Here is an 18,311-nt window from a genome sequence, read left to right on the forward strand (position 1 = left end):
CCCGTACCTCACTCGTACAGAAAGGTGACAGCGAAATGCGTGACCTCAGAAGGAAGTTCGCCATGGTGGCACTCGCCACGACAGCCGCCCTCGGCGGTCTCGCCGTCCCGACGACGGCCAGCGCGGAGTCGGTCTCCGCCGTACAGATCACGGTCTGCAACGACGCCGGCGTGACGCAGGTGTTCTGGGTCAGGGGCTACAACCAGCACGACGACTGGGTGGGCTCGCCGATCTGGACGGTCAACGCGGGGACGTGCGCCACCGGTTGGGACTACTGGTGGAAGCAGAACTCGTCGGTCGAACTCCACCACAAGCCCGGCAACGGCGCCTGGACCTGGAAGCAGGCGTACGTCCCCCGGACCGACGGCAGCACGACGACACTCCGGATGTCGTAGTCGCACGGTGTCGGTTCCGGCGTCGGTTCCGGTGTCAGTTCCCGTGTCGGTTCTGCTGTCGGCTCCGGTGTCTGCGCCGCAGCAGACGCCGGCCGACGAACGCCGCGGCCAGGACGCCGAGGGCGATGAGCAGGTAGAGCTGGTAGCGGGTGATCTCGCCGTAGAGGGTGGTGATGTGGGTGCCGGCGGCGTAGGCCAGCGTCGCCCACAGGCCCACCCACAGCGCGGCCCCGAGCATGTTGAAGGCGAGGAAGCGGCGCCAGCGCATGCCGCTCGTCCCGGCGATGATGCCGTTGGCCTGCCGCAGCCCCTCGACGAAGCGGGCCACGGTGACGATCTCGCCGCCGTGGCGCGTGAAGAACTCCTCGGCCCTGTGGAAGCGCTCGGGGGTGAGCAGGACGTAGCGGCCCCAGCGGTGGACGAGCGCCCGTCCGCCGGTACGGCCGATGAGGTAGCCGACGTTGTCCCCCGCGACGGCCGCGACGAAGGCGATCACCGCGACGGCCACGATGTTCAGCCGGCCGGCCCCGGCATAGATCCCCGCGGCGATCAGGATCGTCTCGCCCGGGGCGGGCACGCCGAAGTCCTCCACGAAGACCACGGCGCCGACGGCCCAGTAGCCGTAGTGGCCGAGCAACGGGGCGAGGTGGGCCAGCGGGCCAGGCAGGGGCGGCGCCATACCTGCACCGTACGCCGCGCCCCCGAACCGGCGCGTCGCTCAGCAGGGCAGGTCGAGGGTGATGGCGCTGCCGTGTCCGCTGTTCTCGGCGCGTGCGGTGCCGCCGTGGGCGACGGCCACCGCGTGGACGAAGGCGAGCCCCAGGCCGGAGCCCTCGCTGGTGCGGCTGGCTTCGGCGCGGGCGAAGCGGTCGAAGGCGCGGGGCAGGAACTCGTCCGGGAAGCCGGGGCCCTCGTCGGTGACGCGCAGCCGCAGCCCGCTCCCGGGGAGGGTGGCCGTGAGGTGGACGGCCCCTCGGCCGTGGCGCAGGGCGTTGTCGAGCAGGTTGCCGATGGCGGGCACCAGCCAGCGGGCGTCGGCTTCGACGCTCGTGTCGGCCGTCTCGACCGTCAGGACGCGGCCGGTGCGTTCGGCGGTGCGCAGATGCGGGGCGACGGCGGCCTCGACGAGGTCGGCCAGGCGTACCCGGGACCGGGTGATGTGCCCGCTGCTGCCGAGCTCCTCCAGGTCGAGGAGCGCGTTGGAGAGATCGATCAGGCGCTGGACCTCGGTGTCCACGGAGCGCAGGGTCTCGGTGAGCTCCCCGGCCGGGCGGGGGCGGTGCAGCTCCTGTACTTCGCCAGCCGGCCGCAGCCGGGCGCCGCCCGGATCGCGGGAGCGGGATCCCGCGGGCGCCCGCCCCGCGAGCAGCGCGTGCAGCGTCGGCGAGCCGGGTCTTGCCGGCGCCGGCCGGCCCGGTCAGCAGCACCAGTGCGCCGCGCCCGGCCCGCGCGGCCGCCGGCGCGTCGTCCAGCTCCGCCGGCAGCGGGCCACGTCCGACGAAAGTGAAGACCTGCACAGCACGAGATCAGCGGCGCGCGCAGGCGTAGCGTGGTGACGGTGACGAGCCGCGCGCAGAGCGATGCGGGGGTGCGTCTGGCGGAGCTGGTGGCCGCGCTCTCCCTGGGCGTGGACCTCGGCTTCGGCCAGCCCATGGAGCACGTGCTGCGGCAGTGCCTGATCGCGTTGCGACTGGCCGAGCGGCTCGGCCTGGACGACGACACCCGGATGGTCGTCTACTACACCGCGTTGCTGGTCAACGTCGGCTGCCACTCGGACGCGCACGAGCAGGCGAAGTGGTTCGGCGACGACATCATGATGAAGGCAGGCAAGTATGCCCACGAGCAGCGCAGTCTGGCGGGTGCGGCGGCGACGCTGCGGTTGATCGGATCGGGCAATCCGCCGCTGCACCGGTTCCGAGTCGGCCTGGAGTTCACGCTCGGCGGGTTCCGCGATATGAACGGGATGATCAGCTCGCACTCGGCGCTGGCCCGCGAGCTCGCCCTGCGGCTCGGTCTGCCGGACGCCGTGCAGGAGGCGGTGGCCTGTTCGTACGAGCAGTGGGACGGACGCGGCTGGCCGGGAGAGCTCAAGGGCGAGGACGTGCCGCTGCCCTCCCGGCTCGCTCAGCTGTCCGAGTACGTCGAGGTGGCGCACCGGATCGGCGGGACCGGCGCGGCCACGGCGCTGGCCAGGCGTCGGGCGGGGACGCAGTTCGATCCCGGACTCGCGGCCGAGTTCTGCCGGGAGCCCGAGGAGATCGTGGGCGGACTGGACACGGCCCGTACCTGGGAGGCGGTGATCGGGGCCGAGCCCGCGCTCGGCGTGCGGCTCGGCGAGGAGGAGTTCGACGCGGCGCTGCTCGCGGTCGCCGACTTCGTGGATCTGAAGTCCCCGTACACGCTGGGCCATGGCCGTGCCGTGGCGGCGCTGGCCGAGGCGGCGGCGCTCGGGCTGCGGATGGATCCGGCCGAGGTGACGACGCTGCGCCGGGCCGGCCTGGTGCACGGCCTGGGCCGCCTCGGCGTCTCCAATGCGATCTGGGACAAACCGGGACCGCTGGGCGCCGGGGAGTGGGAACGGGTGCGGCTGCAGCCCTATCTGACGGAGCGGATGCTCCGGCAGTCCCCGGCGCTCGCCCCCCTGGGCGAGGTCGCCGTGCAGTACCGCGAACGGCTGGACGGCTCCGGCTACCCGCGCGGGCTCGCGGGCGGCGCGATCTCCTGGCCGAGCCGGATCCTGGGCGTCGCGGACGCGTACCAGTCGATGATCGAGCCGCGCCCCCACCGGGCGGCGCTCCAGGCGGCGGAGGCCGCCGCGCAGCTGCACGCCGAGGTCGCCGCCGGACGCCTGGACGGCGAGGCGGTCGCCGCGGTCCTCGCGGCCGCGGGGCACCGCACGGCGCGGCGCGGCGCGGGGCCCGCGGGCCTGACCACCCGCGAGATCGACGTACTGCGGCTGCTGGCCCGCGGCTGCTCCAGCAAGGAGATCGCCACACGGCTGGTGATCTCGCCCAAGACCGCGCGCAACCACATCGAGCACATCTACGCCAAGATCGGGACCTCGACCCGCGCCTCGGCCTGCCTCTTCGCGGTGCAGAACGGTCTGCTCTGAGAACGACGGCCCGCACCGGGAACAACGGCGCCGAAGATGAGGCATCCGCCCCATGTGCCGGGCACTGCACGGACCTAGCGTCGAGGCAGAACGTCGGACCGTGAATCGAGGCAGTCATGGGCATCAGAAGCACACTGTTCGCGGTGACCTACGACCGGATGATGGCCAAGGCCGAGCGGCAGGGCCTGGACGACCTGCGTCGGCGGGTGATCGCCGAGGCCGACGGCCGGGTGCTGGAGATCGGCGGCGGCACCGGGGCCAACCTCGCGCTCTACGGGGAGCGCGTCGAGTCGCTGACGGTCACCGAGCCCGAGCCGGCCATGGTGCGCCGGCTGGAACGGCACGTCGAGGAGCGGGCTCCGCGCACCACGGTGCTGCGGGCGCCCGCCGAGGACCTGCCCTTCGAGGACGACAGCTTCGACGTCGTCGTGTCGACGCTGGTGCTGTGCGGGGTGAGCGACCAGCAGCGGGCGCTGCGACAGCTTCGCCGGGTGCTGCGCCCCGGCGGGCGGCTGCTCTTCCTGGAGCACATGCGCTCGGACGACCCGAAGGCGGCGCGCCACCAGGACCGGATGAACTGGCTGAACCGGCTGGTGGTCTGCTGCGAGTGCAACCGTCCGACGCTCGACTCGATCCGGGCGGCCGGATTCGTCGTCGACCACGTCGAGCGGCAGGTCTTCCCCGCGGCTCCGTCCTTCGTGGGCCAGGCCGTGCTGGGCAGCGCCAGGCTCCCGGCCGCGACCCCGTCCGGTCCCGGCGCGGCCGGCGCCGTGCCGGAGACGGCTGCGGGCGGCTGAACGGGTCGTGCGGCTCAGGAGCGGCGGCGCGGCTTGCCGCGCTTCCGGGCGGCCTTCTTGGCGGTCGGCTTGCTCCGGCCGCCGCCCTGCCTTTGCCCGCCCTGCTGCGGGGCGGGCTTGCGGCCGGCCGGCTTCTTCACGGCGGTGTTCGCCGCCGCGGCCGCGGTGTTGCCGCGGGAGCTGTTGACGGTGCGGCCGCGGACCACACCGATGAACTCCTCCACCAGGTCGGTGGTCCGGTCCTCCAGCAAGGCCAGGGCGGCCTGGGACTGCGGTGCGTCGGCGAGCGGACGGTAGGTGAGGTCCATGCGGTGGTGCAGGGCACGGGTGTTTCAAACCCCCGCGTGGAGAACGGCCCATCTGGTGGTCCTGTCGGGGTAGCGGGATATTCCGTGTCGTTTGGAGAGGGTCGCGACGATGCCGGTCCCGCGACCGTTTTCGTTGTGTTCGGCGGGGTGGGGGCCGTCGGGCGACGGGCGTCGTTGAGGTACCGGCCCCGCGTCGGTGACCTCGATGCGGAGCGCGCGGCAGTCGCCGTCCTTTGGCATGGACAGCCGCAAAACTGCCGGTGGCAGTGCGTGGACGATCGCGTTGGTGGTCAGCTCGGAGATCATCAGGAGGGCGTCGTCGGCTGTCGGGGCGGGCACGCGCCACTGGGCGAGGACGGTGCGTGCCCGTCGGCGTACGGCCGAGACGGCCTCCGGGATGTGGGGCAGTGCGCAGACGTGCTCGGCCCGTGAGGGCGGGGCCGGATCGGCGTCAGGTGTGCTCGTGGCGGAGGCGCTCATCCTCGGCCACCTCCACTGGTCCTTGCTTCTCATGGCGGAAGCGGTGGCGGGTTCCGTGCCGCTGGTGGCGGTCGGGTTACTCGGCGGTGGCGAGGATCTGGGCCAACGCCGTGACGGCCTCTTCGGCGTCGTGGCCTTCGGCGCGGACGGTGACGGTGCTTCCGACCGTGGCACCCAGGCCCATGACGGCGAGGACGCCGGTCGGGTTGACCGTCCGGTCCTTGTACTCCAGTTGTATGGCACTGGTGAAGCCCGCTGCGGCGCGGGCGAGTTGGCCTGCGGGCCGGGCGTGGAGGTTGGCGGGCAGGACGACGGCCGTCTCGTGCGTGGACTCGGTCGTGGCGCTCGTGGTGGTCGTGGAGTCAGAGCTTGTGGACATGGCGGGCCTCCTTGGCGGCGTCGGCGACGGCCTTCAGGTCGGCGCCGGATGCGGCGGTGACGACGGCTGCGACTGCTCCTTCGACGAAGGGCGCGTCGACGATCAGCACGTCGGCGCGGGGATGGTCTTCCAGGACGGTGCGGGCGGTGAGGACGGAGCTACCGAGGTCGGGCAGGACGACGACGCCCTGACCGCGGTCGACGCTGCGGATGGCGTCGAGGACGAGGTCGTAGCTGGTGCCGATCCGGCCGTCGTCGGTGCCTCCGGCGGTGGCGAGGGGGACGGAGTCGGAGCCGATCTGCTCCACCAGCAGGCGAAGGCCCGCGGCGAGCTCGGCGCTGTGGGACACGAGTACGATGCCGACAGATGCGCTCATGAACAAGTACCGTAGATGTCGGAACGTTGTTCATCAATAGTGAACGAGGGAGAAGTTTTCGATGGTTCAGGCGGTGCAGCGGGCGGTGCAGATTCTGCGGGAGCTCGCGTCCACCGGTCCCCGGCTCGGAGTGACCGAGCTGGCCGACCGCCTGGGCGTGGCCAAGCCGACCGTGCATGCGCTGCTGCGCACGCTGGAGGTCGAAGGGCTGGTGGTGCAGGACCGGGACAGCTCGAAGTACCAGCTGGGCCCGCACCTGGTGCAGCTCGGCAACGCCTACCTGGACACCCAGGAGCTGCGGACCCGCTCGCTGACCTGGGCGGACCAGCTCGCGAACCGGACGAATGAGGCGGTCTGGGTGGCCGTGCTCACTGGCGACCACGTCCTGGTGGTGCACCATGCCTTCCGGCCTGAGGGGGCTGTGCAGATCCTCGAAGTGGGCGCCAGTATCCCGTGGAGCACGTGTGCCCTGGGCAAGGCCATCGTGGCCTTCCTTCCGGCCGGCGAGCGTGAGCGGCTGCTGGCGGGTGAGCAGGCGGTGCTCACCGGCGCCAGCATCACCGACCCGGAGGAACTGGCGGGTCAGTTGAAGGAGGTCCTGAGGACGGGTTACGCATTCGAGGACCAGGAGTCCGCCATCGGCGACGCGGGGATCGCCTCTCCCGTCTTCGACCGCTCCGGCGGGGTGGTCGGTGCTCTCGGCATTGTCGGCCCCGTCGAGCGACTGCTGGCTGAATCAGCACGTCAGGAGCTTGCGGTCGCTGTCCGGGAGACCGCCCGCAACCTCTCCCGCGACCTGGGCGCCCCCCGCGGGGCTGCCGCACGCGCCACCCTGACCTGACCTGACCTGACCGTGCAATTCCACGGCGGTCCGCCGCTTCCCCGTCCGCCCCTGATCCAGGCCCCTCGGCACGCCGCCGCGGGGCCTTCTTCGTGTCGATGGAACGGGAGTGTCTGCCGAACCTCTTGACAGGCCGGAAACGTGGCCTTAATTTCCGGAACAACGTTCATCGATGATGAACGGGTTGCCAGCCGGACGACTCAATCCGCCCGGCTTCCCCCTGAGCGGCCGCCAGGTTGCCCCGACCCTGATCAATCTGGCGGCCATCTCCCTTCACAGCCCGCTCCCCGCGGAGGAGGTGAGACGCCCAAGCCGCCGCTCGGCGCTGGGCGCCTTTCATGGAAGAAAACACCTATCCACAGAAGCTTGTGGCCGAGATGCTGGGTACCGCGATGCTGGTGTTCATCGGCGTCGGTTCGGTCCCCGCAACGCTCATCGTCAACGGCAAGGCCCCGTTCACCTTCGCCGACCTGGGCATGATCTCGCTGGCCTTCGCCACGGTCGTCATCGCGATGGTCTACGCGATCGGCCACATCTCCGGCTGCCAGATCAACCCGGCCATCACCCTCGCGCTCGCCGCGACGAAGAAGATGCCCTGGCGGGACGTTCCCGGCTACATAGCCGCCCAGGTCGTCGGCGCGATCCTGGGCACCCTGGCGATCGTCGGGGTGCTCGGCCACCAGGCCGTGACGGTCGGTCTGGGTATCGCCTCCTACGGCGGTCAGGTCAGTGCCGGCCAAGCCTCCTTCGCCGAAGCCGTCGGCACGGCCATCCTCGCTTTCGTCGTCTTCGGTGCCATCGACCGCCGCTCGGCCGGCGGCTTCGCCGGACTCGCCATCGGCCTGGCGGTGTTCGCCATCATCATGGTCGTCGGACCCGCCACCAGCTCCGCGATCAACCCCGCCCGTGTCGTCGGGCCCATGCTGGTCGGCCAGTTGTTCAACGGCACGGTCCACTGGAACCAGCTGCCCGTCTACCTGATCGCCGATGTCGTCGGCGCGGTCGCCGCCGGTTTCCTCTACGTCGCCCTGAACGCCCGCCGAGGCATCACCACCGTCACCGAGGCAACGACCGAGCCGGTCGCCGCCGCTGAAGGAGCCCTGTCATGAAGAAGCTGATCAACGCCCCTGAAGCGGTACTGGCCGAGGCGCTGTCCGGGATCGCCGCCGCCCACCCCGCACTGAAGGTCGACGCGGAGAACAAGGTGATCGCCCGCGCCTCGGCTACGAAGCCGGGCAAGGTCGCCCTCGTCTCCGGTGGCGGTTCGGGGCACGAGCCTCTGCACGGTGGCTTCGTGGGACGGGGCATGCTGGACGCGGCCTGCGCCGGTGAGGTGTTCACCTCGCCCGTGCCCGGTCAGATGGCGGCCGCGGCCCGGGCCGTGGACGGTGGCTCCGGGGTGCTGTTCGTCGTGAAGAACTACACCGGTGACGTGCTCAACTTCCAGATGGCCGCCGAGTTGGCCGCTGAGGACGGCATTACGGTGGAGACCGTCCTGGTCGACGACGACGTCGCCGTCCAGAACTCCACCTGGACCGCGGGGCGCCGCGGCACCGGTGCCACCGTCTTCGTCGAGAAGATCGCCGGAGCCCTCGCGGAGCAGGGCGGCAGCCTTACCCAGGTCGCCGAGATGGGCAAGCGGGTCAACGCCGCTTCGCGGTCCTTCGCTGTGGCGCTGACCGCCTGCACGGCCCCCGCCTCCGGCAAGCCCGGGTTCGACCTGCCCGAGGACGAGATGGAGGTCGGCGTCGGCATCCACGGCGAACCCGGACGGCGCCGGGAGAAGCTTCGCCCGGCCAGGGAGATCGTGGCGACCGCCCTGGACGCCATCCTCGGTGACCAGCCCCTCGACGCCGGTGACGAGACCATCGTCATGGTCAACGGCCTGGGCGGCACCCCGCTCATCGAGTTGTACGTGGTCTTCAACGAGGTTGCCGTCGCACTGGCGGACAAGGGCGTGGTCATCGCCCGCAACCTCGTCGGCAACTACGTGACCAGCCTGGACATGGCGGGTGTTTCTCTCACCGTGTGCAAGGCCGATGCCGACATGCTGTCCCTGTGGGACGCACCCGTGAACACCCCGGCGCTGCGCTGGGGCATCTGAACCGAGCCGGGGGCGGGGCCACGCGCGACGCGAGGGCCGGGGCCGGGGCCTTCCCGCTGTCCGCCCGCCCGGACCGCACCCCTCGCGTCTTCCCCCGCCCCCGGCTCACCCGACTTCCGACCAGCCCCGTACCGACACCGCCGATCAGCCCCGTACCGACCCCGAACGGAGATCCCGTGGACACCGACCTCGCCCGCACGTGGGTGCAGGCCATCGCAGCCGCTGTGGACCAGCACAAGGACCACCTCACCCAGCTCGACTCGGCCATCGGCGACGCCGACCACGGCACCAACATGCACCGCGGCTTCTCCGCCGCCGTCACGGCCCTGGCCGACTACGAGCCGGGCACCGTCGGGGCCGTACTGGTCAAGACCGGCACCACCCTCATCTCCACCGTCGGCGGCGCCTCCGGACCGCTCTACGGCGGAGCCTTCCGTGCCATCGGCAAGGCCCTGGACACCACCACCGCCGACGCACCACAGGTCGCCGCCGCGCTGGCGGCCGGCCTTGCGAGCATCGAGAAGCTCGGTGCGGCCGCACCTGGCGACAAGACCATGATCGACGCTTATGCCCCCGCGCTGGCCGCCTTCCGGCAACAGGCCGACGCCGGGGCCGACTTGGGCGCTGCGGCCGTGGCCGCCGCCGACGCCGCCGAGGAGGGCATGCGCGCCACCGCCCCGATGCAGGCCCGTAAGGGCCGTGCCTCCTACCTCGGTGCCCGCAGCATCGGTCACCAGGACCCGGGGGCCACCTCCACCGCCCTGGTCTTCCGCGCCCTCGCCGAGACGCTGGGCTCCCGCGCCGAGTCGCTGGGGGCCCGATGACCGACCGCCGCACCTACACCGGGTATGCCGCCGCACCCGGCATAGCCCTCGGCGTCGTCCACCGCACCGACCGGCCACTCACCAGAGCGGTGTTGCCCCACCGCGTCGGCGGCGATCCCACGCAACAGATCACGGACGCCTTCGACGCCGTCGCCGCCCGCCTGCTCGACCTGTCCACCTCGCTGCGCGAACAGGGCAAGGACGAACAGGCCGACATCATGGAGGTCAACAGCTACATCGCCCAGGACCAGGATCTGCGTGACCAGGCCGTCAAGAGGGCGAACGACGGCGAGCCGGTACCCGTCGCCGTCCGCCAGGCCATCGACACCTACGCCGGAACCATCGCCGCCCTGGACGACCCCACACTCGCCGAACGCGCCGCGGACGTCCGGCAGGTGGGCCGCCGCGTCCTGGCCCACCTCCACGGCGAGACCGGCCCCGCCCCCGACCAGCCGCTTGTCCTGATCGCCCACGAGATCGGCGCCGCCGACCTGCTGGAACCCGGCCTGACGGTGACAGCCGCCATCTCCGTGACCGGCGGCCCGAACTCCCACGCCGCCATTGTCGCCCGCTCGCAGGGCATCCCCTTCCTCCTGGCCGTCGATCCCCAGCTCCTCGAACTGCCGGACGGGCAGGAGATCCTGCTCGACGCGGATCTCGGCAACGCGGTCGCCCACCCTGACGACGAGGAGCGCACCAGGGCCCTGCACGTCATGGAGACCGCCCGAGCGCGCAGGCTCGCCCTCGCCGAAGAGCGGCACCTGCCCGCCGAGACACTCGACCGGCACTGCATCGTGCTGCGGGCCAACGTGGCCACCCCGGCCGAGGCGCGCGCGGCCGTGACCACGGGCGCCGAAGGTGTCGGCCTGCTCCGCACCGAGTTGCCCTTCCTCAACCATCCCGCCTGGCCGACCCGCGAACAGCACGCGGCAACCCTCGTCCCCGTCCTGCGCGCTCTGGCCGGGCAGGTGGTCACGGCGCGCACGCTCGACTTCGCCGATGACAAACTGCCGCCGTTCCTCGCCCGCCTCCAGGGCGCGCGGATCGGCCGCGGTCTCCCTCTGATGCTTGCCCAACCGCACGCCTTCGCCGACCAGTTCCGCAGCCTGCTCGGCGCCGGAGCCGACACCGACCTGCGCATCATGATCCCCATGGTCGCGAGCGTCGACGAACTAAGCGCCTGCCGCCGCCTTCTTGAGGAAGCGGCCACCGAAGCCGGCGTACCGGTGCCACCTCTGGGCATCATGGTGGAACTCCCCGAAGCGGTCGCCGCCGCCGACGACCTTGCCCGTGAAGCCTCCTTCTTCTCCATCGGCAGCAACGACCTCACCTGCCAGATCCTGGGCCTGGACCGGCGCGACCCCACCGCCACCCCCGCCATGGCGGCACACCCCGCCGTACTCGACGCCATCGCCCGCGTCGTCACCGCCGCCCACCGCCACGACCGTCAGGTCTCCGTCTGCGGTGACGCCGCGGCACACCCCCTCGTGACCCCCCTCCTCATCGGCCTCGGCTGCGACAGCCTCTCGGTCGGTCCCGCCGCGCTCGACGAGATCCGGGCCCGCATCCGACGACTCCGCCACGACACCTGCGCCTCCCTCGCCGCCGTCGCCCTGACCCGCGAAACACCTGAAGAGGTATGGCGACTCGTCGAGCAGTGCGGCCGGCCCTCGCTGCCCTGAGAAGAAGGCGCCTGAACCATGAAGAAACTCATCAACTCGCCCGATGAGGTACTTACCGATGCCCTCGTCGGTGTGGCCGCCGCGCACCCCTCGCTGACGGTCAACCCGTCCGACCGCTACATCGCCCGCGCGGGCGGGCCGACCCCGGGGAAGGTCGGTCTGGTGTCTGGCGGCGGATCCGGGCACGAACCGCTGCACGGCGGGTTCGTCGGATACGGAATGCTCGATGCGGCCTGTCCTGGTGAGGTGTTCACCTCTCCTGTGCCGGACCAGATCCTCGCCGCCACGCGGGCCGTTGACAGCGGGGCCGGGGTCCTGCACATCGTGAAGAACTACACCGGCGACGTGCTGAACTTCCAGATGGCCGCCGACTTGGCCGCCGACGACGGCGTGCGGGTGGAGGGCGTCGTGGTCAACGACGACGTCGCCGTGGAGAACAGCACATGGACGGCGGGCCGACGGGGCACCGGGGCGACCGTGTTCGTGGAGAAGATCGCCGGTGCGGCTGCCGAGTTCGGCGCGGATCTGGGCACGACGGCGGCTTTGGGACAGGAGGTCAACGACCGGTCCCGTTCCTTCGGGGTGGCGCTCACGCCCTGCACGGTCCCCGCCTCGGGCAAACCTGGTTTCCAACTGGGCGAGGACGAGGTCGAGCTGGGCGTCGGCATCCACGGCGAGCCCGGTCGCGCCCGCGGAAGGCTCACCTCCGCCAGGGAGATCGTCGGTGTCGCCTTGGACGCCATCCACGCCGACATGCCGCTCTCGGGCGACGTGCTCGTGATGGTCAACGGCCTGGGCGGCACCCCGCTGATCGAGCTGTACGTGGTGTACGCCGCGGTCGCCGAGTGGCTCGCCGGCCACGGCGTGTGGATCACCCGCAACCTGGTCGGCAACTACGTCACCAGCCTGGAGATGGCCGGTTGCACGATCACGGTGTGCCGGCTCACGCCACAGCTCACCCAGCTGTGGGATGCCCCGGTCGTGACCCCCGCGCTGCGCTGGGGACGCTGAGCGGCCGAGGCCATCGACGCCAGACCGTACGAGACCGTACAAGATCGTACGAGGGAGAGGGACGACGATGGACGCAAGCATGTTCCGGGCCTGGATCCATGAGGCCGCCCGATCGGTGACCGAGAACGCCGATCATCTGACCCGCCTCGACTCCGCTGTCGGTGACGCCGACCACGGCATCAACATGCGCCGTGGCCTGCAGGCAGCGGTGGTGATGCTGGACGAAACCAACCCGTCAACCCCCGGCGCGGTGCTCGCCGCCGTCGGCCGGGCACTGATCAGCAAGACCGGCGGTGCCTCAGGACCGCTGTACGGCACCGGGTTCCGGCAGGCCGCGCGAACCCTGGGCGACGAACCCGACGTCTCCGCCGCACAACTCGGTGCGGGGTTGGCGGCTGCCCTCACCGGCATCCAGCGGATCGGCGCGGCACTCGAGGGCGACAAGACGATGATCGACGCCCTCAGCCCGGCCGTGACCGCCTACCAGGCCGTCATCGATACCGGTGGCGACCTGGCCAACGCCACCCGCGCGGCGTCCGACGCGGCCGTACGGGGCCTGAAGCAGACCGCTGACATGCAGGCCCGGAAGGGCCGCGCGAGCTACCTCGGCGCCCGCACCATCGGTCACGAGGACCCCGGCGCGGCGTCGACCGTCCTCATTCTGTCCGCCCTCGCGACCGTCTGCTCGGCGGGCGAGCGGCGTGCGGAGGGTCATCAGTAAGCCCTGCACGTTTGGTTGGCCCGTGGCGGCGAGGACGGCCTCGCTGCCGGCACAGACACGGCAAACCTCACCGTCGATGCCAGGCCCCACCCCGCCGGGCACAGACGACGGACGACTGAGCCCCGGTACTGAGCGGATCGCCACAGCGACCGCCGAGGACGAAATCGTCGCGATCTCGAACAGTTCCGAGACCGACACGTAGTTCGCGTCCGCAAGGACCTGTCGGCGGACGCACGAGGCGATGCCCTCATTGATCGACGTCACGTTCAGCACGACACGACACGACACGACACGACACGACAAGCGCACTGCGCGATGAGCGGAGCGCCCGCGACGCGCGGACGCGCCCTGAATCGCGCACGTTCAAGGGCGGGGAGAAGGTGCGAGGACAAGTGCGAGGACAAGTGCAAGGACAAGTGCAAGGACAACGGGGCGGCAACCAGAGGCGGTTCACCCCGAGTAACTGGAGCGTGCGTACCCAACTGCTGGCCGTGGTGGTCATCCCGATCGTCACCGCGCTCGTATTGGGCGGCCTGCGGGTCGGATCCGCCGCACAGAACGCACAGGACGCCGACAACGCCCGCCAACTCGTCCGTGTCGTCGACAAGGGCACGGCGCTGTTGCAGAAGATCGAGGACGAACGCGATCTCACCGCCCTCTACGTCGCTGCAGGCCGTACGGGCGACACGAGCCGAATCGACACACAGCACTCGAAGACAGACGCGGCGCTGGCCCAGGTCCGTGCGGAGACCGCTCATGTCCACGGAACGACGAATTCGGTCCTGGCCACCCAGCTCGCGGTGCTCGACGCCTTCGGTCCCAAGGTGGCGTCACTGCGCCACACGGTGACCCGGTCGACGATGCGCTGGCCGACCGTGGTCGACGTATACACAGCCTTGATCACTCAGCTCACGCACGCCCTTGACCTTCTCGCACCGGATATCGCGGGCCACGTCCTTGTCATCAGGGTTGGCACACTCGAGACCTTCGCCCAGGCCACGGAGAAAGCGTCTCAGCAACGCGCACTGCTCGGCGGCGTACTGGCCGAGGAACACTTCGATGCGAACGAGGCCCAGAGTCTGGCCCTTGCCGCCCGGCAGCAACAGGCATTGACCGACCAGTTCCTGTCCAGTGCGCCGGCCGCCCAGCGCCAGTTCTACGAGCACACCGTCACCGGAAGAGACGTCGACAAGGCCGACACGCTCCAGAAGCAGACACTCGCCCTCCAGGGCACCAGCCGCCCCAGCCTCGACGCCGACACGTGGTTCGACACCATGACGAGCAAGCTGGACCTGATGCGACGGGTCGAGCAGAGCCTCGTCGGATCTGCCGAGGACGAGATCTCGCACGAGCAGCGCCAGGCCGAACGCTCACTGCTCACAGCCTCCCTCGTCGAGCTGTTGATCCTCCTGCTCGTGCTCGCTGTGACGCACGTCCTGGTCCAGTCGATCGTCGGCCCGCTGCACACCCTGCGTGCCTCCACCCTCGATATCGCACAACGCCGCCTGCCCGAGGTGGTCCGGTTGCTGCGGGAGTCCAGCGGCGCGCACCTGAAGCCCATCGAGGTCGAATCCACGGCCGTCGACTCGACCGACGAGATCGGTCGTGTCGCCCGCGCGTTCGACGACGTCCATCGCGACTCCGTACGGCTGGCGTCCGAACAGGCGCAACTGCGTGGCCGCATCAACACGATGTTCGTCAACCTCTCGCAGAGAGGCCAGAGCCTCGTGGAACGGCAGCTGAAGCTGATCGACCACCTGGAGAACCGCGAACAGGACCCCGACCTGCTCGCCAGCCTCTTCAAGCTCGACCACCTGGCCACCCGCATGCGCCGCAATGAGGAGAACCTCCTCGTCCTCGCGGGTGAGAAGGCGGGCCGCCGCTGGAGCGCTCCGGTCCGGCTCGTGGACGTCCTCCGGGCCGCCATCAGCGAGATCGAGCAGTACCAGCGAGTGCAACTGCGCGGACTGGTCACTGCCGACGTCGACGGCCGGGCGGTGAACGACGTCGTTCATCTCATCGCGGAGCTGCTGGAGAACGCGACCACGTTCTCCTCGCCGGACACCGAGGTGCTCGTCACGTGCCTGCTGCTGTCCGGCGGTGGAGCGAAGGTCGAGATCCAGGACAGCGGCATCGGCATGTCCACCGAGGACCTCGCGGAGGCCAACGAGAGGCTCCTGAACCCGCCGGTCGTCGACGTCGCGGTGGCGCGGCGCATGGGCATGTTCGTCGTCGGCCGGCTCTCCGGCCGCCACGACATCCGCGTCCAGCTCCGCGGGTCATCGCCCCACGGCGTCACAGCAGTGGTCATGCTGCCCCAGAAACTGGTCCGGGAACACGAAGATCACATGGATCCTCCGGGCCTGTCAGCCAGGTACAACGCGCAAGGACGCCTCACCGGCTGGCGCAACTACGACACGGTCGAGCAACTCGACGAGAGCGCGTCGGCCAGCCGTGTACACCGAACACACCGTCATGGCGCCCGCTCGGCCGGCAACGGGTAAGTGTCGTCGGCTGTGGAGCATGGGCGGCTGCTGCCCTCCGGATCGGAGCGTCGACGCCGGGGCGGTGGCTCATTCACCTCATGACGCCACTCTGTCCGCTCACGCATACGGCCCCGGACGAGGAGTCCTAGGCCGAACGGAGCGCCTTCCTGGGGGAGAAACCCCAGGTCAGCGGCGCAATATGATGTGCCCCGGCAGGATTCGAACCTGCGACAACCGCCTAGGAGCGGGATCTCCCAGATCGTCCTTCCCAGTCGGGGAGAACCACCGGTGGAGGCGGAGTGCCCCTACCGCTCCCCCTGACGATCAACTGCAGCCCGTCTATGCCGACTTGAGGGCAGCCTGGCAAGCTCGTGATCAAAAAGGGCGAGGCCCGAAGACCCCGCCCGCTACCAGCGAAACCCCAGCTCAGGGCCACACAAGGCAATAAGGCTGATGCCCCGCCTCATGCAACCGATGGCTGAAGTCCTGCCACTCGTGCAGCAGTTGGTACACATTGAACGCATCCCGCGGCCCCCCGCGGTCCGGCACCGTCGACCAGATGAACGCCGCCGCGCCCACCGCCTCCTCGCCTATGCCGCGCAGCGGGTCGACGACCGTCATGGGGAGTTTGACCACGGCGTAGTCGGGGTGCAGGACGACCAGTTCGAGGGGCGGGACCTTGTGGAGGGGGACGCCTTCGATGCCCGTGAGGACCATGGCCGCCATCGTCTCGGGCTTGATCTTGGTGAACATGCCGTTCATGCCGAGCTCGTCGCCGCCGAGTTCCTCGGGGCGCATCGAGATCGGGACGCGGGCCGCGGTCGCGCCGTCCGGCGCGCCGAAGTACTTGTACGTCACCCCCACCCGACCACCATTCCTGCTCCCCGCCCGGAGCGCGTCGCCCCGGCGGTCGGTCCGCCGGTCGAGCTGCTCGGGCTCGCTCGGTGCACCCTGTCCCTGACGTGCCTCGGTAGCTTCCTCCGCCTCGCGTCGGTGCCTTCCTCGATGGGCACGTCGAGGACCCAGGTCATCAGTCCCCTCGCCCAGTCCGCCACCGCGATGCATATCTCCACCCGACTGCTTTTCTAGGACGCGTGGCCCCCGCCGCGCAACCCGATCATCGTGTCAGTGACCTCCCCCACGGCCGCCCGCCGAAACGTGCGTTGAAACACCTGTCCGCAGGATCTTCGCAGCCTCTGAACAAGCCTCCGTACACCTCGTCGTACACCTGGCCGCGCACCCGGTCGTAGATCCGTCCGTACACCTATACGTACGCCAGGCCGTATGAGCTGTGTGTGTCAGGTCCCAGTTTCCAGGACCCAGTTTCGCAGATCGTGCCGGGCGGTGGCTGTCTCTCGGGTCAGCAGCAGCGCCCGCTGCCGCCCGTGCCCCCTGGCCTACCCTGAGGAGGTCACTGGCAACCGGAGCCCGAGAAGTCGGAGAAGGTCGGAGAAGTCGCAGGTCATGAGCGAACTGCCTTATTCATACGAAGCGCCTGTCTCGCAGGCCCTATTCGACCGTGCCTCGGCCGTCACGCCCGGCGGCGTGAACTCCCCGGTGCGCGCGTTCCGGGCCGTGGGCGGTACGCCCCGGTTCATGGTGTCCGGTACCGGTCCGTATCTGACGGATGCGGACGGGCGGGAGTACGTCGACCTGGTGTGTTCCTGGGGGCCCATGATCCTCGGGCACTCCCACCCGGAGGTCATCGCCGCAGTTCAGGACGCCGTCTCGCGCGGTACCTCCTTCGGTACGCCCGGTGAGGGCGAGGTCGCGCTCGCGGAGGAGATCGTCGAGCGGGTCGGGTCCGTGGACCAGGTGCGGCTCGTCAGCAGCGGTACCGAGGCCACCATGAGTGCGATCCGGCTGGCCCGCGGGTTCACCCGCCGCACCAAGGTGATCAAGTTCGCCGGGTGTTACCACGGTCACGTCGACTCGCTGCTCGCCGCCGCCGGGTCCGGGGTCGCCACGTTCGCCCTGCCCGACACTCCCGGCGTCACGGGCGCCCAGGCCGGCGACACCATCGTGCTGCCGTACAACGACCTGGAGGCCGTGCACGAGGCCTTCCACCGGCACCCCGGTGAGATCGCCTGCGTGATCACCGAGGCCTCGCCCGGGAACATGGGTGTCGTGCCGCCCCGGCCCGGGTTCAACCAGGGGCTCAAGGACGCCTGCTCCAAGAACGGTGCCCTGTTCATCTCCGACGAGGTCATGACCGGGTTCAGGACCAGTCGTGCGGGGTGGTTCGGGATCGACGGGGTCACGCCGGATCTCATGACCTTCGGGAAGGTCATGGGGGGTGGCTTCCCCGCCGCCGCCTTCGGCGGGCGGGCCGACGTCATGGCGCATCTCGCGCCCGCCGGGCCCGTCTACCAGGCCGGCACCCTGTCCGGGAACCCGGTCGCCACCGCGGCGGGCCTCGCCCAGCTGCGCCTCCTCGACGACGCGGCGTACGACAAGGTCAACGCCGTGTCGGAGAGCATTCAGGGGCTCGTGACCGAGTCCCTGAGCAAGGAAGGCGTCGCGCACCGGCTGCAGCGCGCCTCCAACATGTTCTCCGTCTTCTTCACGGATCGGGAGGTCCGCGACTACGAGGACGCCAAGAAGCAGGAGTCCTTCCGCTTCACCGCGTTCTTCCACTCGATGCTGGCGCAGGGCGTCTATCTGCCGCCCTCGTCCTTCGAGTCCTGGTTCGTGTCCACGGCCCACGACGAACAGGCCGTACAGCGCATCGCCGACGCCCTTCCGGCGGCGGCCCGAGCGGCGGCGGAGGCAACCGCGTGAGCGAGAACACCAAC

The 18,311-nt window shown here is 70.4% G+C and carries 18 protein-coding genes and 1 pseudogene; 12 read left to right on the forward strand and 7 right to left on the reverse strand.

All coding sequences use genetic code 11. The features are described 5' to 3' along the window. Window positions 1-35 precede the first annotated feature (35 nt). Window positions 36-395: a hypothetical protein gene (locus LJ657_RS20820; RefSeq protein WP_232650261.1), complete on the forward strand. Its 360-nt coding sequence runs from the start codon at window positions 36-38 to the stop codon at window positions 393-395. 34 nt (window positions 396-429) lie between these two features. Here the strand turns inward: LJ657_RS20820 and LJ657_RS20825 are convergent, their stop codons facing one another. Both LJ657_RS20825 and LJ657_RS48640 read right to left on the reverse strand, forming a co-directional pair. Further along, the gene (locus LJ657_RS20825) at window positions 430-1,074 is read right to left on the reverse strand and encodes a DedA family protein (protein ID WP_232650262.1); all 645 of its coding nucleotides are present in this window, start codon (window positions 1,072-1,074) and stop codon (window positions 430-432) included. A 39-nt stretch (window positions 1,075-1,113) separates the two neighbouring features. Continuing rightward, window positions 1,114-1,632 carry a sensor histidine kinase gene (locus tag LJ657_RS48640; protein ID WP_232650263.1) on the reverse strand — a complete coding sequence of 173 codons (519 nt, stop codon included), beginning with the start codon at window positions 1,630-1,632 and terminating at the stop codon, window positions 1,114-1,116. Between the two features lie 321 nt (window positions 1,633-1,953). Between LJ657_RS48640 and LJ657_RS48165 the strand changes: the two genes are divergently transcribed. Together LJ657_RS48165 and LJ657_RS20845 are read left to right on the forward strand one after the other, a co-directional pair. After that, complete coding sequence (locus LJ657_RS48165; RefSeq protein WP_308117065.1) at window positions 1,954-3,507, forward strand: HD domain-containing phosphohydrolase; 1,554 nt, start codon at window positions 1,954-1,956, stop codon at window positions 3,505-3,507. A gap of 116 nt (window positions 3,508-3,623) precedes the next feature. Continuing rightward, complete coding sequence (locus LJ657_RS20845) at window positions 3,624-4,304, forward strand: class I SAM-dependent methyltransferase (protein ID WP_232650264.1); 681 nt, start codon at window positions 3,624-3,626, stop codon at window positions 4,302-4,304. Between the two features lie 14 nt (window positions 4,305-4,318). On the opposite strand, the pseudogene LJ657_RS20850 reads toward LJ657_RS20845, so the two are convergent. From LJ657_RS20850 to dhaM, 4 genes and pseudogenes are all read right to left on the reverse strand, one after another. Next, window positions 4,319-4,624, reverse strand: a pseudogene (locus tag LJ657_RS20850) (LysR family transcriptional regulator); the annotation flags it as partial. A 12-nt stretch (window positions 4,625-4,636) separates the two neighbouring features. Beyond that, window positions 4,637-5,092: an ATP-binding protein gene (locus tag LJ657_RS20855; RefSeq protein WP_232650265.1), complete on the reverse strand. Its 456-nt coding sequence runs from the start codon at window positions 5,090-5,092 to the stop codon at window positions 4,637-4,639. Window positions 5,093-5,168: 76 nt separating this feature from the next. After that, on the reverse strand, window positions 5,169-5,471 hold the full coding sequence (locus LJ657_RS20860) for an HPr family phosphocarrier protein (RefSeq protein ID WP_232650267.1): 303 nt from the start codon (window positions 5,469-5,471) through the stop codon (window positions 5,169-5,171). After that, the gene (gene dhaM / locus LJ657_RS20865) at window positions 5,455-5,847 is read right to left on the reverse strand and encodes a dihydroxyacetone kinase phosphoryl donor subunit DhaM (RefSeq protein WP_232650268.1); all 393 of its coding nucleotides are present in this window, start codon (window positions 5,845-5,847) and stop codon (window positions 5,455-5,457) included. The genes LJ657_RS20860 and dhaM overlap by 17 nt, the downstream gene beginning before the upstream one ends. A gap of 61 nt (window positions 5,848-5,908) precedes the next feature. Between dhaM and LJ657_RS20870 the strand changes: the two genes are divergently transcribed. The 8 genes from LJ657_RS20870 (at window position 5,909) to LJ657_RS49360 (ending at window position 15,534) form a co-directional block, all read left to right on the forward strand. After that, the gene (locus LJ657_RS20870; RefSeq protein ID WP_232650270.1) at window positions 5,909-6,688 is read left to right on the forward strand and encodes an IclR family transcriptional regulator; all 780 of its coding nucleotides are present in this window, start codon (window positions 5,909-5,911) and stop codon (window positions 6,686-6,688) included. A 338-nt stretch (window positions 6,689-7,026) separates the two neighbouring features. Further along, entirely contained in the window at window positions 7,027-7,797 is a 771-nt protein-coding gene (locus LJ657_RS20875) for an MIP/aquaporin family protein (protein ID WP_232650271.1), read from the forward strand. Beyond that, a complete protein-coding gene (dhaK, locus tag LJ657_RS20880; RefSeq protein WP_232650273.1) occupies window positions 7,794-8,792 on the forward strand; it encodes a dihydroxyacetone kinase subunit DhaK in 999 nt (332 codons plus the stop codon). The genes LJ657_RS20875 and dhaK (LJ657_RS20880) overlap by 4 nt, the downstream gene beginning before the upstream one ends. A gap of 176 nt (window positions 8,793-8,968) precedes the next feature. Further along, window positions 8,969-9,616: a dihydroxyacetone kinase subunit DhaL gene (dhaL, locus tag LJ657_RS20885; RefSeq protein WP_232650479.1), complete on the forward strand. Its 648-nt coding sequence runs from the start codon at window positions 8,969-8,971 to the stop codon at window positions 9,614-9,616. Then, window positions 9,613-11,298 carry a phosphoenolpyruvate--protein phosphotransferase gene (locus LJ657_RS20890; protein ID WP_232650275.1) on the forward strand — a complete coding sequence of 562 codons (1,686 nt, stop codon included), beginning with the start codon at window positions 9,613-9,615 and terminating at the stop codon, window positions 11,296-11,298. The genes dhaL (LJ657_RS20885) and LJ657_RS20890 overlap by 4 nt, the downstream gene beginning before the upstream one ends. An 18-nt stretch (window positions 11,299-11,316) precedes the next feature. Next, window positions 11,317-12,309, forward strand: coding sequence for a dihydroxyacetone kinase subunit DhaK (gene dhaK, locus LJ657_RS20895; RefSeq protein WP_232650276.1), 993 nt, complete (start codon window positions 11,317-11,319; stop codon window positions 12,307-12,309). Between the two features lie 67 nt (window positions 12,310-12,376). Continuing rightward, window positions 12,377-13,030, forward strand: coding sequence for a dihydroxyacetone kinase subunit DhaL (dhaL, locus tag LJ657_RS20900; protein ID WP_232650278.1), 654 nt, complete (start codon window positions 12,377-12,379; stop codon window positions 13,028-13,030). Between the two features lie 470 nt (window positions 13,031-13,500). After that, window positions 13,501-15,534: a sensor histidine kinase gene (locus tag LJ657_RS49360; protein ID WP_232650279.1), complete on the forward strand. Its 2,034-nt coding sequence runs from the start codon at window positions 13,501-13,503 to the stop codon at window positions 15,532-15,534. A 408-nt stretch (window positions 15,535-15,942) separates the two neighbouring features. Here the strand turns inward: LJ657_RS49360 and LJ657_RS20910 are convergent, their stop codons facing one another. Continuing rightward, on the reverse strand, window positions 15,943-16,581 hold the full coding sequence (locus LJ657_RS20910; protein WP_232650281.1) for a hypothetical protein: 639 nt from the start codon (window positions 16,579-16,581) through the stop codon (window positions 15,943-15,945). 399 nt (window positions 16,582-16,980) lie between these two features. Between LJ657_RS20910 and hemL the strand changes: the two genes are divergently transcribed. Then, a complete protein-coding gene (gene hemL, locus LJ657_RS20915; protein WP_232650282.1) occupies window positions 16,981-18,297 on the forward strand; it encodes a glutamate-1-semialdehyde 2,1-aminomutase in 1,317 nt (438 codons plus the stop codon). The last annotated feature ends 14 nt before the right edge of the window (window positions 18,298-18,311 follow it).

The sequence above is a fragment of the Streptomyces guryensis genome (genome assembly GCF_021261325.1).
Lineage (GTDB): Bacteria > Actinomycetota > Actinomycetes > Streptomycetales > Streptomycetaceae > Streptomyces > Streptomyces guryensis.